Source organism: Gilvimarinus chinensis DSM 19667, assembly GCF_000377745.1.
GTDB classification, from domain to species: Bacteria; Pseudomonadota; Gammaproteobacteria; order Pseudomonadales; family Cellvibrionaceae; genus Gilvimarinus; species Gilvimarinus chinensis.
Window position 1 is genome coordinate 1 of the sequence record NZ_KB898719.1, and the last position, 16,446, is coordinate 16,446.

The 16,446-nt window shown below is 52.0% G+C and carries 13 protein-coding genes and 1 tRNA gene; all 14 read right to left on the reverse strand.

Features of this window, described 5'->3' with window-relative positions; translation table 11 throughout:
* The coding region (locus tag D568_RS0118370) for a GTP-binding protein (RefSeq protein WP_020211069.1) at positions 1–620 on the reverse strand (620 nt) is incomplete at its 3' end.
* 34 nt (positions 621–654) lie between these two features.
* A complete protein-coding gene (fusA, locus tag D568_RS0118375; RefSeq protein ID WP_020211070.1) occupies positions 655–2,769 on the reverse strand; it encodes an elongation factor G in 2,115 nt (704 codons plus the stop codon).
* Positions 2,770–2,852: 83 nt separating this feature from the next.
* Positions 2,853–3,323, reverse strand: coding sequence for a 30S ribosomal protein S7 (rpsG, locus tag D568_RS0118380; RefSeq protein WP_020211071.1), 471 nt, complete (start codon positions 3,321–3,323; stop codon positions 2,853–2,855).
* A gap of 94 nt (positions 3,324–3,417) precedes the next feature.
* The gene (gene rpsL / locus D568_RS0118385) at positions 3,418–3,789 is read right to left on the reverse strand and encodes a 30S ribosomal protein S12 (protein WP_020211072.1); all 372 of its coding nucleotides are present in this window, start codon (positions 3,787–3,789) and stop codon (positions 3,418–3,420) included.
* Positions 3,790–4,022: 233 nt separating this feature from the next.
* A complete protein-coding gene (gene rpoC / locus D568_RS0118390) occupies positions 4,023–8,249 on the reverse strand; it encodes a DNA-directed RNA polymerase subunit beta' (RefSeq protein ID WP_020211073.1) in 4,227 nt (1,408 codons plus the stop codon).
* Positions 8,250–8,339: 90 nt separating this feature from the next.
* Complete coding sequence (gene rpoB, locus D568_RS0118395; RefSeq protein WP_020211074.1) at positions 8,340–12,425, reverse strand: DNA-directed RNA polymerase subunit beta; 4,086 nt, start codon at positions 12,423–12,425, stop codon at positions 8,340–8,342.
* A gap of 205 nt (positions 12,426–12,630) precedes the next feature.
* Entirely contained in the window at positions 12,631–13,005 is a 375-nt protein-coding gene (gene rplL / locus D568_RS0118400) for a 50S ribosomal protein L7/L12 (RefSeq protein ID WP_020211075.1), read from the reverse strand.
* A gap of 63 nt (positions 13,006–13,068) precedes the next feature.
* The gene (gene rplJ, locus D568_RS0118405; RefSeq protein WP_020211076.1) at positions 13,069–13,563 is read right to left on the reverse strand and encodes a 50S ribosomal protein L10; all 495 of its coding nucleotides are present in this window, start codon (positions 13,561–13,563) and stop codon (positions 13,069–13,071) included.
* 212 nt (positions 13,564–13,775) lie between these two features.
* Positions 13,776–14,471, reverse strand: coding sequence for a 50S ribosomal protein L1 (gene rplA / locus D568_RS0118410; protein ID WP_020211077.1), 696 nt, complete (start codon positions 14,469–14,471; stop codon positions 13,776–13,778).
* 3 nt (positions 14,472–14,474) lie between these two features.
* Positions 14,475–14,906, reverse strand: a complete 432-nt coding sequence (rplK, locus tag D568_RS0118415) for a 50S ribosomal protein L11 (protein WP_020211078.1) — start codon at positions 14,904–14,906, stop codon at positions 14,475–14,477.
* Positions 14,907–15,065: 159 nt separating this feature from the next.
* On the reverse strand, positions 15,066–15,599 hold the full coding sequence (gene nusG / locus D568_RS0118420) for a transcription termination/antitermination protein NusG (RefSeq protein WP_020211079.1): 534 nt from the start codon (positions 15,597–15,599) through the stop codon (positions 15,066–15,068).
* A gap of 6 nt (positions 15,600–15,605) precedes the next feature.
* On the reverse strand, positions 15,606–15,974 hold the full coding sequence (gene secE, locus D568_RS0118425; RefSeq protein ID WP_020211080.1) for a preprotein translocase subunit SecE: 369 nt from the start codon (positions 15,972–15,974) through the stop codon (positions 15,606–15,608).
* A 28-nt stretch (positions 15,975–16,002) separates the two neighbouring features.
* Positions 16,003–16,078, reverse strand: a tRNA-Trp gene (locus tag D568_RS0118430).
* 44 nt (positions 16,079–16,122) lie between these two features.
* Positions 16,123–16,446, reverse strand: a 324-nt coding sequence (locus tag D568_RS0118435; protein WP_020210140.1) for an EF-Tu C-terminal domain-related protein, incomplete at its 5' end; no start/stop codon positions are given.

The window sequence follows — 16,446 nt, forward strand, 5'->3', positions numbered from 1 at the left end:
TCAACCAGTTTCTTAACCGCGCTGGTACCCAGCTCGTTGTCGTCTTCGCCGTTCAGAGCCATCAGGGCAGAACCGGCGATGATTGGGGTGTCGTCACCTGGGAAGTCGTAGTCAGACAGCAGCTCACGCAGCTCCATCTCAACCAGCTCCAGCATCTCTTCGTATTCTTCGGTGCCTACGCCGCCGCAATCTTCGGCCAGCAGGTCCGCTTTGTTCAGGAATACTACGATGTAAGGTACACCTACCTGACGAGACAGCAGGATGTGCTCACGGGTTTGCGGCATAGGACCGTCGGTCGCGCCACACACCAGGATAGCACCGTCCATCTGAGCAGCACCGGTGATCATGTTTTTCACGTAGTCGGCGTGCCCAGGGCAGTCAACGTGCGCGTAGTGACGGCTCGGTGAGTCGTACTCAACGTGTGAAGTCGCGATGGTAATACCGCGCTCACGTTCTTCCGGAGCGTTATCAATACCGTCAAAAGCTACTGCAGCACCACCCCATACTTCCGCGCATACACGGGTCAGGGCCGCTGTCAGAGTAGTTTTACCGTGGTCAACGTGACCGATGGTGCCCACATTGACGTGGGGCTTGTTCCGTTCGAACTTTTCTTTTGCCACTTTACGTTTCCTCTAATTAAATAATCAGAATCAATTAATCACTAATGATATTGTTTTTTGCCATAATTTCATCGGTGACGTTTTTGGGTGCCTCAGCATAGCCTTTAAACTCCATGCTGTAGGTTGCGCGGCCCTGAGTCGCGGAGCGCAAATCAGTAGCGTAACCAAACATCTCCGCCAAGGGCACTTCGGCATTGACAGTTTTACCGCTGACGCTTTCGTCCATGCCTTGGATAACGCCACGACGACGGTTTAAGTCGCCGACCACATCACCCATATTCTCTTCCGGAGTGACCACTTCCACTTTCATGATCGGCTCCAGCAATACCGCACCACCTTGTTGCGCCAACTTTTTGGTCGCCATAGATGCGGCAATTTTAAAGGCCATCTCGTTGGAGTCCACATCGTGGAACGAGCCATCGTACAACGTAGCCTTCAAACCCAGTAACGGGTAGCCCGCAAGAACACCATTTTTCATTTGCTCTTCGATGCCTTTGGCAACAGCGGGAATATATTCTTTCGGTACGGAACCGCCAACAATTTCGTTAACGAACTCTAAGCCTTCAGCGCCTTCGTCTTCGGCCGGTTCAAAGCGAACCCATACATGACCATACTGACCACGGCCGCCGGACTGCCGTACAAACTTACCTTCAATTTCACAGGTGTTTTGAATACGCTCACGATAGGCTACTTGCGGCTTACCAATGTTGGCCTCAACGCTAAACTCGCGACGCATGCGATCGACGATAATATCCAGGTGCAGCTCACCCATACCACCGATAATCGTTTGCCCGGTTTCTTCATCGGTACGCACGCGGAATGATGGATCTTCTTGAGCAAGCTTGCCCAATGCAACACCCATTTTTTCCTGGTCGGCTTTACTTCTGGGTTCTACGGCCACGTGAATCACGGGCTCTGGGAACTCCATACGCTCAAGGGTAATAATGCTGTTGGGATTACACAACGTATCGCCCGTTGTGACGTCTTTAAAACCAATGCCCGCCGCGATATCACCGGCCAGCACTTCTTTAATTTCCTGGCGATCGTTCGCGTGCATTTGCACCATGCGACCAATGCGCTCTTTTTTACCTTTAACCGGGTTATAAACGGTATCGCCGGTAGACAGGGTTCCGGAGTAAACGCGGAAGAATGTCAGCGTACCCACAAACGGGTCGGTGGCAATTTTAAAGGCAAGTGCCGCAAAAGGTGCGCTGTCATCGGCTTCACGAGTATCGTGCGTTTCGCCGTCTTCCAGTACACCATCAATGGCTTTTACTTCGGTAGGTGCCGGCAGATAATCGATTACCGCATCCAACACGGCCTGAACGCCTTTGTTTTTAAACGCAGAGCCGCCCAGAACCGGAATAATTTCATTGGCCAAAGTGCGCTTGCGAAGCGCCGCTTTAATTTCTTCTTCGGCCAGCTCTTCGCCTTCGAGGTATTTGTTCATCAGGTCGTCGTCCGCCTCAGCGGCGGCTTCTACCAGATACTCGCGCATCTCATCGCAGGTTTCTTGTAGATCAGCAGGAATGTCCTGGTACTCGAAGGTCATGCCGCGATCATCTTCATTCCAGATAATCGCCTGCATTTTAATTAGGTCAACCACGCCCTTGAATTCATCTTCAGAGCCAATGGTCATCTGCAGGGGAACGGCGTTAGCGCCCAGGCGCTCGCGCAATTGCTCAACCACACGCAGATAATTCGCGCCCGTACGGTCCATCTTGTTGACGAACACCATACGCGGCACTTCATATTTGTTGGCTTGACGCCATACGGTTTCAGTTTGCGGCTGTACGCCGGAAGAGCCACACAGCACCACAATAGCGCCGTCAAGCACACGCAGTGAACGCTCTACCTCAATGGTAAAATCAACGTGCCCAGGGGTATCAATGATATTGATGCGGTGCTCATCAAACTGCTGACTCATGCCAGACCAGAAAGTGGTTACAGCTGCTGAGGTGATGGTGATACCGCGCTCTTGCTCTTGTTCCATCCAGTCGGTGGTCGCAGCGCCGTCGTGTACTTCACCAATTTTGTGGGAGAGGCCCGTGTAAAACAATACACGCTCAGTGGTGGTTGTTTTGCCCGCATCTACGTGCGCACAAATACCAATGTTGCGATAGCGAGCGATTGGCGTCTTACGTGCCACAGCTGAAGTCTCCAAATACCAATTTCTTAAAATGGTAAAAGGCAGCCATGATAGCTGCCTTTTGTTTCTTAACGCTTACAAGCTTAGAAGCGGAAGTGAGAGAATGCCTTGTTGGCCTCGGCCATACGGTGTACATCTTCACGCTTCTTCACTGCAGAACCTTTGTTCTGCGAAGCATCAATCAACTCACCAGCCAGACGGGCAGGCATAGACTTTTCGCCGCGACCGCGGGAGTAATCTACCAACCAGCGCATAGCCAGCGCGGTACGACGTGCAGGACGCACTTCAACAGGAACCTGGTAAGTCGCACCACCCACACGGCGAGATTTAACCTCAACCAGTGGAGCAATGTTTTCCAGCGCCTCGTCGAACACCTCAATGGGGTCGCGGTTCAGCTTGTCGTTAACAATATCCAGCGCACCGTAAACGATTTTTTCCGCTACGGATTTCTTACCACTGATCATTACGTGGTTCATGAACTTAGCCAGAGTCACATTGCCGTATTTAGGATCCGGCAAGATCTCGCGTTTCGCGACAACTCTTCTTCTTGGCATGTTAATAGCCTCTCTTCAGGGAATGTCCAGGACTGCCGAAGCGCCTGGCCTTACTCGGTTCTACCCGAAAACGTATGTCTTAAGTCGCGAATGCTTACTTAGGACGTTTGGTACCGTACTTAGAGCGGCCCTGTTTACGGTCGTTAACACCGGAAGTATCCAGTGAACCGCGAACAGTGTGGTAGCGCACACCAGGCAAGTCTTTTACACGACCGCCACGGATCAGTACTACGCTGTGCTCTTGCAAGTTGTGCCCTTCACCACCGATGTATGAGGTAACCTCAAAGCCGTTGGTCAGACGAACACGACATACTTTACGCAGTGCTGAGTTCGGCTTCTTCGGCGTGGTAGTGTAAACGCGGGTGCAAACACCACGCTTTTGCGGGTTGGCTTGCAGAGCAGGTACGTCGCTCTTTTGAACCTTACGTTTTCTCGGCTTACGAACCAACTGGTTGATCGTTGCCATGAAAATAAACTCCACAGATATATAAAAGCCTCATTTTGAGGCCAATTTAAAGAAGATGGCTACTGCCATCCCCCACTTCGTAAAAAGTGGGTGGCGCATTGTAATGACACCCCCCACTTCCGTCAAGACACTATTGAGCAATAATTACTCACCCGAGGCCAGGCCCCGGGCAGCGTCTCTTTGCCCGCTATCAACCTGGCAAACATAGTTGCCGGATTAATAGGGGGTCAATCTTACTCGCCACTGGACTTAAGCGCCTCGGTCAGAGCCGCTTCGACATCCTCGGCACTGACTCCAGTATCGGCAAACTCCAGTGCTTCTTCACGCTTGCGCTTGCGCTCGCTGTGATACGCCAAACCAGTACCGGCCGGAATCAGACGACCCACTACAACGTTCTCCTTCAAGCCGCGCAGTGAATCCTTCTTGCCGGTAACCGCCGCTTCGGTCAATACGCGGGTGGTTTCCTGGAATGAGGCCGCCGAGATAAAGGACTCGGTTGCCAGCGATGCCTTGGTAATACCCAACAGCAAACGTTCGAACTTAGCAGGCTGCTTGTCTTCCGCGCGCAGGCGTTCGTTTTCGGCCAGCACATTGGTGTATTCCACTTGCTCGCCTTTTACGAAGGTAGAGTCACCCATTTCGGTGATTTCTACTTTACGCAGCATTTGACGAACGATGGTTTCAATGTGCTTATCGTTAATCTTTACACCCTGCAGACGGTAAACGTCCTGAATTTCGTTGGTAATGTAGCTCGCCAGAGCTTCAACACCTTTCAGACGCAAAATATCGTGCGGGTTAGAAGGACCATCGGACACCACCTCACCTTTCACAACTTGCTCACCTTCAAACACGGTCAATTGACGGTGTTTTGGAATCAGCACTTCGTAGTGAGTAGACCCATCTTCCAGCGGCTGGCCATCGCTTGGAGTAATCACCAGACGACGCTTGCCTTTGGTCTCTTTACCGAAGCTAACGGTACCGGAGATTTCCGCCAGAATGGACGGCTCTTTCGGCTTACGCGCTTCAAACAGGTCGGCCACGCGGGGCAGACCACCGGTAATATCACGGGTTTTCGAACCCTCTTGAGGGATACGGGCAAGTACGTCACCCACCTCAATAGTGTCGTTATCGGCAATGCTCAAAATCGCATGGGCTGGCAGCAGATAGTGCGCAGGCATGGTGGTATTGGGCAAGCACAGCTCGTTACCGGCTTCATCCGTCAGAGTAATAGCAGGACGCATGTCCTTACCGGCAGACGGACGCTCGGACGGATCCATCACCTCGATAGACGACAAACCAGTCAACTCGTCAGTTTGACGACGTACCGACAGGTTATCTTCCATACCCGAGAAGTTCACCTTACCCGCCACTTCAGTCACGATGGGGTGGGTGTGCGGATCCCACTTGGCCACAATCTGGCCGCCGTCAACCTGCTCACCATCTTTAACAGAGATCACGGCACCGTAAGGAATCTTATAGCGCTCACGCTCACTGCCCTGGGCATCGGCCACCGCCAGCTCACCCGAGCGAGATACCGCCACCAGGTTGCCGTCTTTGTTGGTCACCACTTTGATGTTAATCAGGCGGATCGTACCTTCCTGCTTAACCTGAACATTGTCTGCCGCAGAAGCACGCGAAGCCGCACCACCAATGTGGAAGGTACGCATGGTCAGCTGAGTACCGGGCTCACCGATCGACTGAGCAGCAATAACACCGACAGCCTCACCTTTGTTGGCGCGATGACCACGAGCCAAATCACGGCCGTAGCACATAGAGCAGATGCCGGTGCGAGCGTCACAGGTAATTGGCGAGCGCACCAGCACTTCGTCAATCCCCATGCCTTCAATGCGCTCAACCCAGGCTTCGTCGATCATAGTGCCGGCGGGCACCAGGATCTCATCAGAGTTAGGACGCACAACATCGCGAGCCACAACACGACCCAGAATACGGTCACCCAAGGATTCAATAACGTCGCCGCCTTCAATAACGGGAGCCATTTCCAGACCTTCGTCGGTACCACAGTCAGCCATGGTTACTACCAGGTCCTGCGCAACATCTACCAGACGACGAGTCAGGTAACCGGAGTTTGCGGTTTTCAGAGCGGTATCGGCCAGACCTTTACGCGCACCGTGTGTCGAAATAAAGTACTGACCAACGTTCAGACCTTCACGGAAGTTTGCGGTAATAGGCGCTTCAATAATAGAGCCATCCGGCTTAGCCATCAGGCCGCGCATACCCGCCAACTGACGAATCTGAGCCGGGCTACCACGAGCACCGGAATCGGCGTACATATAAACCGAGTTGAAAGAAGTTTGCTGCTCCTCTTCACCGTCGCGATTAATCACCGACTCGAAGCTGATGCCGTCCATCATCGACTTGGCAACCAGGTCGTTAGCGCGCGACCAGATATCGATCACTTTGTTGTACTTCTCACCGGCGGTTACCAAACCAGAAGCAAACTGACTTTCAATTTCTTTCACTTCTTCTTCGGCGCGAGCAACAATTTCGTACTTCTCATCGGGAATGGCAAAGTCATTCACACCGATAGAAGAGCCAGACTTAGTAGAGAAGTCATAGCCCATGTACATCAAGCGGTCGGCAAAAATAACGGTCGCCTTCAAACCCACCACACGATAGCAGTGGTTAATAACCGCAGAGATAGCCTTCTTAACCATGGCGCGGTCGATCATCTCGAAGGGGATGCCCTCGGGTACGATTTCCCACAGCAGTACACGGCCGACGGTGGTTTCAACCAGGCGTTTAGTGGCCTGCTTTTCACCTTCGCTGCCGATAATGGTTTCATCGATGCGCACTTTTACGCGCGCCTGCAACTCAACCTGATGGCCGTAGTAAGCACGAGACACTTCGGCAACATCGGCGAACACCATGCCTTCACCTTTAGCGTTAATACGCTCACGGGTCATCCAGTACAAGCCCAGTACCACGTCTTGCGAGGGTACAATGATCGGCTCACCAGAGGCAGGTGACAGAATGTTGTTGGTGGACATCATCAGCGCGCGCGCTTCCAGCTGAGCTTCAAGCGTCAGCGGAACGTGCACAGCCATCTGGTCACCGTCGAAGTCGGCGTTATAGGCCGCACACACCAACGGGTGCAGCTGGATGGCCTTACCTTCAATCAGCACAGGCTCAAACGCCTGAATACCCAGACGGTGCAAGGTAGGTGCGCGGTTCAGCAGTACCGGGTGCTCGCGAATCACTTCGTCGAGGATATCCCATACCACGGCTTCTTCGCGCTCGACCATTTTCTTGGCCGCTTTGATGGTAGTGGCCAGGCCACGCAATTCCAGCTTGCTGAAAATAAAGGGCTTAAACAGCTCTAATGCCATTTTCTTAGGCAGACCACACTGGTGCAGACGCAGGGTAGGACCAACCACAATCACCGAACGGCCAGAGTAGTCAACACGCTTACCCAGCAGGTTCTGACGGAAACGACCCTGCTTACCTTTGATCATGTCGGCCAAAGATTTCAGCGGACGCTTGTTGGAACCGGTAATCGCACGACCGCGACGGCCGTTATCCAGCAGCGCGTCTACAGACTCCTGCAGCATACGCTTTTCGTTGCGCACAATAATGTCTGGCGCATTAAGATCCAGCAGGCGCTTCAAACGGTTGTTACGGTTAATGACGCGACGGTACAAATCGTTCAGATCAGAGGTCGCAAAGCGGCCGCCATCCAAAGGCACCAGCGGGCGCAAATCCGGTGGTAATACCGGCAGCACTTCCATAACCATCCACTCTGGGTTGTTGCCAGAGTAGTAGAAAGCTTCCAGCAGCTTTAAGCGCTTGGAGAACTTTTTGATTTTGGTTTCCGAATTCGTGTTCGGAATTTCTTCACGCAGGTATTGAATCTCTTCTTCGAGGTTGATGTCCGACATCAGCGCTTTAATCGCTTCGGCGCCCATCAGCGCTTCGAACTCATCGCCGAACTCTTCCATTGATTCAAAGTACTGCTCGTCAGTCAGCAGCTGGCCGCGCTCCAGGGTAGTCATACCCGGATCGGTCACAACGTAAGACTCAAAATACAGCACACGCTCGATATCACGCAGAGTCATATCCAGCAATAAGCCGATACGGCTCGGCAGTGATTTCAAAAACCAGATATGAGCAACGGGACTTGCCAACTCAATGTGGCCCATGCGCTCACGGCGAACTTTCGCCAGAGTCACTTCAACGCCACACTTCTCACAGATAATGCCGCGGTGCTTCATGCGCTTGTATTTGCCGCACAAACACTCGTAGTCTTTTACCGGGCCAAAAATTTTGGCACAGAACAGACCTTCGCGCTCGGGCTTGAAGGTACGGTAGTTAATAGTCTCGGGCTTTTTAACTTCGCCGAATGACCAAGAGCGAATCATTTCTGGCGATGCCAGACCAATGCGAATCGCATCAAATTCTTCAGTTTGTCCCTGGGACTTGAGCAGATTAAGTAAGTCTTTCAAGGCGCTTCCTCCAGTGGGCTCCAGTAGTGCAGTTTGCACACGGGGCGGAGCTCATGCTCCGCCCTAACCGATTTAGTAATGGACGGACGATTACTCGTCCTCTTCCAGTTCCATATTGATACCGAGGGCACGGATCTCTTTAACCAGTACGTTAAAGGATTCGGGCATACCCGGCTCCATACGGTGGTCGCCATCGACAATATTTTTGTACATTTTGGTACGGCCGGTTACATCGTCCGACTTCACGGTCAACATTTCCTGCAAGGTATAAGCAGCACCGTATGCTTCCAATGCCCATACCTCCATCTCACCAAAGCGCTGACCACCGAACTGCGCCTTACCACCCAGCGGCTGCTGGGTAACCAGGCTGTAAGAACCGGTAGAACGCGCGTGCATCTTGTCGTCCACCAAGTGGTTCAACTTCAGCATGTACATATAGCCGACGGTTACCGGACGCTGGAATGAATCGCCGGTACGGCCGTCGTACAACTGCATCTGACCGGAATCGGGCAGATCAGCGAGACGCAGCAAGGCTTTGATTTCGTGCTCTTTAGCACCATCAAATACCGGAGTGGCCATAGGCACACCGCCGCGCAAGTTGTTGGCAAGGTCCATAACCTCTTCGTCAGAGAAGTTAACCAAATCTTCTTTGGCAAAAACATCGCCGGTTTCGTTGTAAATCTCTTCCAGGAAGCCGCGCACTTCATTAACGGCTTTCTGCTGGCGCACCATCTCATCGATTTTTACGCCCAAGCCTTTTGCTGCCATGCCCAAGTGCGTTTCCAAGATCTGACCCACGTTCATACGCGAGGGCACACCCAGCGGGTTAAGCACGATATCTACCGGCTCACCTTTGGCATCGTAAGGCATATCTTCAATCGGCATAATGACCGAGATAACACCTTTGTTACCGTGACGACCGGCCATCTTGTCACCGGGCTGAATACGACGCTTAATCGCCAGGTAAACTTTAACGATTTTCAGAACGCCCGGCGCCAGGTCATCGCCAGTGGACAGCTTGCGCTTCTTATCTTCAAAACGCTCATCCAGATTCTTACGGCACTCGGCCAGACGCTCTTCAGCGCGATCGATTTGCTCGTTCAGCTCATCACTGTCAACGCGCAGTTTGAACCACTGCTCGGTTTCCAGGGCATCGAGAACATCGTCGGTCAGCACCTCGCCTTTTTTCACGCCTTTACCAGCAGCCACTTTCTGTCCGCCAATAACAGCGCGCAGGCGCTCCAGAGTAGCCGCTTCCATAATACGGAACTCTTCGTTGAGGTCTTTGCGAACTTCGTCCAACTGTGCTTTTTCGATGTCTTGTGAACGCTGATCTTTTTCCAGACCATCGCGAGTAAACACCTGCACATCAATAACGGTACCTTTGGTGCTTGATGGCACACGCAAAGAGGTGTCTTTAACGTCAGACGCTTTCTCACCGAAAATAGCGCGCAGCAGTTTTTCTTCTGGGGTTAATTGGGTTTCGCCCTTAGGCGTCACTTTACCCACCAGAATGTCACCACCACCCACTTCAGCGCCGATGTAAACAATGCCGGACTCGTCCAGTTTGTTCAGAGCGTTTTCACCTACGTTCGGAATATCCGAAGTGATCTCTTCACTACCGAGCTTGGTATCGCGAGCGATACAGGTCAGCTCTTGGATGTGAATGGTGGTAAAGCGGTCTTCTTGCACCACACGCTCAGACACCAAAATGGAGTCTTCAAAGTTGTAACCGTTCCAGGGCATAAACGCGATACGCATGTTCTGCCCCAAAGCCAGCTCACCCATATCCACCGATGGACCATCGGCCAAGATGTCGCCACGCTGTACGGTATCACCAACATTCACAATAGAGCGTTGGTTAATGCACGTGTTTTGGTTCGAGCGGGTGTACTTAATCAGGTTGTAGATATCAACACCGGCATCGCCAGACTCGACTTCTTCGTCGCGAACTTTAATGACGATGCGGCCAGCGTCTACACGATCAATCACACCGCCGCGCTTAGCTACAACACACACACCAGAGTCAGCGGCAACATTGCGCTCCATACCGGTACCCACCAAAGGCTTTTCGGCCTTCAGAGTAGGCACAGCCTGACGCTGCATGTTCGATCCCATCAAAGCGCGGTTAGCATCATCGTGCTCCAGAAACGGAATCAAAGATGCGGCTACCGAAACCACCTGACGAGGCGATACGTCCATAAACTGAACTTCGGCCGGGCTTTTCAGGGTGAAGTCACCGTAGTGGCGCACAGACACCAAATCTTCTACCAGCTTACCGCTCTCATCCAACTTGGCAGATGCCTGGGCGATAACATATTCCGCTTCGTTAATGGCCGACAGGAATTCGATGTCGTCCGTTACCTGACCGTCTTTTACGCGGCGGTACGGAGTTTCCAAAAAGCCGTAGCTGTTGGTACGCGAGTAAGTCGCCAGCGAGTTAATCAAGCCAATGTTTGGACCTTCAGGGGTCTCAATTGGGCAGACACGACCATAGTGAGTCGGGTGTACGTCGCGCACCTCAAAGCCGGCACGCTCACGGGTCAAACCGCCGGGGCCCAAGGCCGAAACGCGACGCTTGTGAGTCACCTCAGACAGCGGGTTGTTCTGGTCCATAAACTGAGACAACTGCGAAGAGCCAAAGAACTCTTTAATGGCAGCGGCCACAGGTTTGGCGTTGATTAAATCCTGCGGCATCAAGCCTTCGCTTTCAGCCATTGACAGGCGTTCTTTAACCGCACGCTCAACGCGAACCAAGCCAACACGGAATTGGTTTTCGGCCATTTCACCGACAGAGCGAATACGACGGTTACCCAAGTGGTCGATATCATCCACAACGCCTTTACCGTTGCGAATATCGATCAGAGTCTTCAGCACATCAACGATATCGTCGTTAGACAGAGTGCCTTCGCCAAACTCTTCTTCACGTCCCAGGCGACGGTTGAACTTCATGCGACCAACAGCAGAAAGGTCGTAGCGCTCTTGAGTGAAGAACAAGTTGTTAAACAGTGCTTCGGCAGACTCTTTGGTCGGTGGCTCACCCGGACGCATCATGCGATAAATTTCAACCAGCGCTTCAAGCTGAGTGCGGGTTGGGTCGATACGCAGGGTATCGGAGATAAATGGACCACAATCCAGCTCGTTGGTGTAGAGAGTTTCAACGGTCTTAACACCGGCCTTCATCAGAATTTCCAGCGCGTCCACGGTGATTTCGCTGTTACATTCCAGCAACACTTCACCGGTGTTCTCGTCGATCACGTCTTTTGCCAACGCGCGACCCAGCAGGTAATCGGCGGGTACAGCCATTTCTTCCACGCCAGCTTTTTCCAGCTGACGAATGTGGCGAGCAGTAACGCGGCGACCTTCTTCGACAAGAACCTTGCCGTTCTTGTCTTTGATATCAAAGGTGGCAACGTCACCACGCAGACGAGACGGCACAACTTCAAAGGTAAACTGGCCATCATCACCCAAGGTGAAGGTACTGGTCTCGAAGAACATTTCCAGCATTTCTTGCGAGCTGAAGCCCAGCGCACGCAACAAGATAGATGCGGGCAATTTACGGCGACGGTCAATACGTACGTACACTAAATCTTTAGGGTCAAACTCAAAGTCCAACCAGCTGCCGCGGTAAGGAATAATACGAGCGCTGTAAAGCAGCTTGCCTGAAGAGTGCGTTTTGCCTTTATCGTGATCGAAGAATACACCCGGTGAACGGTGCAACTGGGATACGATCACACGCTCGGTACCATTGATCACAAAAGTACCATTGTCCGTCATGAGCGGAATTTCGCCCATGTAGACTTCTTGTTCTTTAATATCTTTGATTGCTTTGTTCGCTGAATCTTTATCGTAGATGATCAGCCGAACCTTGACGCGCAGCGGCGCTGAATAAGTCACCCCACGCAAAATACATTCATTAACATCAAACGCTGGTTTGCCAAGCACGTAGCTGACATACTCAAGCGCTGCATTGCCAGAGTAGCTGGCAATTGGGAATACAGAGCGGAAGGCGGCGTGCAGGCCAACATCAAAACGCTCTTCTCCAGACGCATCGGCCTGGGTAAATTTTCTGTAAGAATCCAGCTGAATCGCCAATAGATAAGGCACATCCATGACGTGTGGCAATTTGCCAAAGTCCTTGCGGATACGTTTTTTCTCAGTGTATGAGTAAGCCATCTGTATTCCCCAGCTTGTTCACGGATAGGGCGCTGCGCCCAAACGCGAGTGGCGTTGTCTAAACTCTCCCTACTGCGAGCGGTGGCGCGCAGTCTGGCAGTCGAACTGCCCGGTCATATCAATCGACCGAAAACGGAAAAAGGCTGGCGGGTAAAACCCACCAGCCCAGCGTCTAACGAATCGTCAGACTATCGAGCAAAAGCGATTACTTCAGCTCAGCAGAAGCGCCGGCTTCTTCCAGCTTAGCCTTAGCAGCTTCAGCGTCTTCTTTAGAAACACCTTCTTTAACAGCTTTAGGTGCTTCTTCAACGATCGCTTTAGCTTCTTTCAGGCCCAGACCAGTGATTTCGCGAACAGCTTTAATCGCGTTCACTTTCTTGTCACCAGCGCTGGTGATGATTACGTCAAACTCGGTTTGCTCTTCAGCAGCACCGCCAGCGTCGCCGCCAGCACCACCAGCAACAACAGCAGCCGCTGCAGATACGCCGAATTTTTCTTCCATTGCAGAAACCAGTTCTACAACATCTTTTACTGACATCTCAGCAATCGCTTCGATGATATCTTCTTTAGATACAGACATGTCTAAATTCCCATCTGTGCAGAGCAAATGCTCTGGTAAACGTTAAGAAAAACCGACCTAAAATTAGGCAGCTTCCTGTTCTTTGCTGTCGCGAATGGCTGCAATAGTGCGAACCAGTTTTCCAGCAGCTGCTTCTTTCATCACGCTCATCAGCTTCGCCAGCGCTTCGTCGTAAGTAGGCAGAGATGCCAGCATGGCAACGTCTACAATCTCACCTTCGAATACGGCGGCTTTCAGCTCCAGATTTTCATTCTCTTTAGCGTACTCTTTCAAAATACGCGCACCGGCACCTGGGTGGTCGGTAGAGAAAGCAATCAGGGTAGGACCAACGAAGCTCTCAACCAAGCATTCGTAGTCGGTACCTTGAACAGCGCGACGAGCCAGAGTGTTGCGAACAACTTTCAACCAAACACCGTTCTCTCTGGCTTCTTTACGCAGGGCAGTCATTTTGTCTACGGTAACGCCGCGTGAATCGGCTACCACAGCAGACAGAGCGCCCTTCGCAGCTTCCTGGACTTCAGCGACAATCGCTTTTTTACCTTCAAGTCCTAATGCCACGGGATTTCTCCTGGGTTTGACAGACCTCAGCCTGTCGTTTGTCTAACAACCGGAAAAACATTCTTTCCGGCAATGATTCGGTGAATTCATTCGGCCAAGCCGAAGAGGGTCCACCGTCTGCGTAGGCTGGAAGATTAAGACCAATGCATGTTTGCGCCGATCACCTACGGTCTTTGACGGCCTGCCTAAGGCAGACCCCAAAGTTCTTTGGCTTATACAGCCAGTGAAGACTGATCGATTACCAGACCAGGACCCATGGTCGTGCTGATAGCGATCTTCTTCAGGTAAACACCCTTGGCAGTTGCAGGCTTAGACTTTTTCAGGTCAGCCAGCAGAGCTTCCAAGTTTTCTTGAATAGCTTTTGCGTCAAATGACAGCTTGCCAATACCGCCGTGGATAATGCCGCCCTTGTCGGCACGGTAACGCACCTGACCGGCCTTGGCATTTTTAACCGCAGTAGCAACGTCTGGAGTCACAGTGCCAGTTTTTGGGTTTGGCATCAGGCCGCGTGGACCCAAAACCTGACCCAGCTGACCGACAACGCGCATGGCATCAGGTGATGCAATAACCACGTCAAAGTCCATCTTGCCCGCTTTCACTTCAGCGGCCAGATCGTCCATACCGATCAAATCGGCACCGGCTTCTTTAGCGGCATCGGCATTAGCACCCTGGGTGAATACGGCTACGCGTACATCTTTACCATTACCGTTAGGCAGGGTAGTTGCACCGCGAACAGACTGGTCAGATTTACGAGGATCGATACCCAGGTTGATTGACACATCAACAGTCTCTGCGAATTTAACGCTTGAGATTTCTTTCAACAGGGCAACCGCATCTTCCACAGAGTACTGCTTAGCGCGATCTACTTTCTCAGCGATAGCGCGCTGACGCTTAGATAATTTAGCCATCTCTTACACGCCCTCCACATCAAGACCCATTGCGCGGGCAGAGCCGGCGATGGTACGTACCGCAGCATCCATATCAGCTGCAGTCAGATCAGGTTCTTTCGCAGTCGCAATTTCTTCCAGCTGCGCACGAGTTACCTTACCCACCTTCTTGGTGTTAGGGTTGCTAGAACCAGATTTGATACCAGCGGCTTTTTTCAGCAAGTAAGAGGCCGGTGGCGTCTTCATGGTGAAAGTGAAGCTGCGGTCGTTGTAAACGCTGATTACAACGGGCACAGGAGCACCAGGCTCCAGGCCCTGAGTCTGCGCGTTAAACGCTTTACAGAACTCCATGATGTTCACACCGTGCTGACCCAACGCAGGGCCAACTGGCGGACTTGGGTTTGCTTTGCCTGCACCAACTTGCAGTTTGATGTAGGCTTGTACTTTCTTAGCCATATCGCTACTCCAGTTATGGGTAATAACGCCTCGGACAAGTTAAACTTGTCTTCACCGGCTCCCCTGTTAAACCCGGGTTTTAGTGACCACCCGAGGACGCAAAAACCTCCCTCTGCAACAAGGCAAAGGAAGGCAAAAAATTTCCCCTTTTCGGGAGAATCAGGTCTTTTCTACCTGACCGAACTCCAGCTCTACCGGGGTAGAACGACCGAAGATCAGCACTGCCACTCGCAGGCGATTCTTCTCGTAGTTAACCTCTTCAACCACTCCGTTAAAGTCGTTGAAGGGGCCATCAATAACTCGAACCATTTCACCCGGCTCAAACATCGTTTTGGGCTTGGGCTTCTCAATAGAGTCATCCACGCGCTGCAAAATTGTTTCAGCTTCTTTATCGGTAATGGGCGCTGGCTTGTCAGCCTTGCCGCCAATAAAACCCATAACCCGTGGAGTATCTTTAACCAAATGCCAAGTGTCGTCGTTAAGCTCCATTTGCACCAGCACATAACCGGGAAAGAACTTACGCTCACTTTTGCGCTTTTGACCGCCGCGCATTTCCACCACTTCTTCGGTGGGAACAAGCACTTCACCAAACTGATCTTCCATCTGGTGCAGCTCAATTCGCTCGCGCAGGGAACTGGCCACTTTCTTTTCGTAACCAGAATACGCGTGTACCACGTACCAACGCTTCGCCATGAATGCTTATCCTATTATCTTGGAGGCGACAAAACCGAAAACGGTGTCCAGCCCCCAGAGAATCAATGCCATTACAATAACCACGGCAACCACCAACATAGTGGTCTGGTTAGTCTCTTGCTTGGTAGGCCACACAACCTTACGCACCTCTACAATAGATTCGCGTAACAATTGAATCAGCGCACTACCTTTAGCGGTTTGCGATGCAATCGCCAAACCCACCAAGCCCAGCGCTACCAGCACCAGAACACGATAAAGAAGTGGCTGAGCAGAGTACATGGAATTGCCAACCACACCTACGGCAACAACAGCCACCACCAGAAGCCATTTAATGGCATCCAGGCGATACTCTTTGGGCTCGGCTTTTGTACTCATTCGTAAGACAACCTACACAAGCAAAAAATGGCAGGCCAGGAGGGACTCGAACCCCCAACAGCCGGTTTTGGAGACCGGTGCTCTACCAATTGAACTACTGGCCTAAAATCGAAAGGGGCAGCAAGCTGCCCCACTCTAGCAACGACTATTAGTCGTTAATTTTGGCAACCACACCAGCGCCAACAGTACGGCCACCTTCGCGAATCGCGAAACGCAGACCTTCTTCCATCGCTACTGGGTTGATCAGGGTAACGTCCATCTTAACGTTATCGCCTGGCATTACCATTTCCACGCCTTCTGGCAACTCACACGCACCGGTTACGTCGGTGGTACGGAAGTAGAACTGTGGACGGTAGCCTTTAAAGAACGGAGTGTGGCGACCACCTTCGTCTTTAGACAGTACGTAAACTTCCGCTTCGAACTTAGCGTGCGGAGTGACAGAACCTGGCTTGGACAGTACTTGACCACGCTC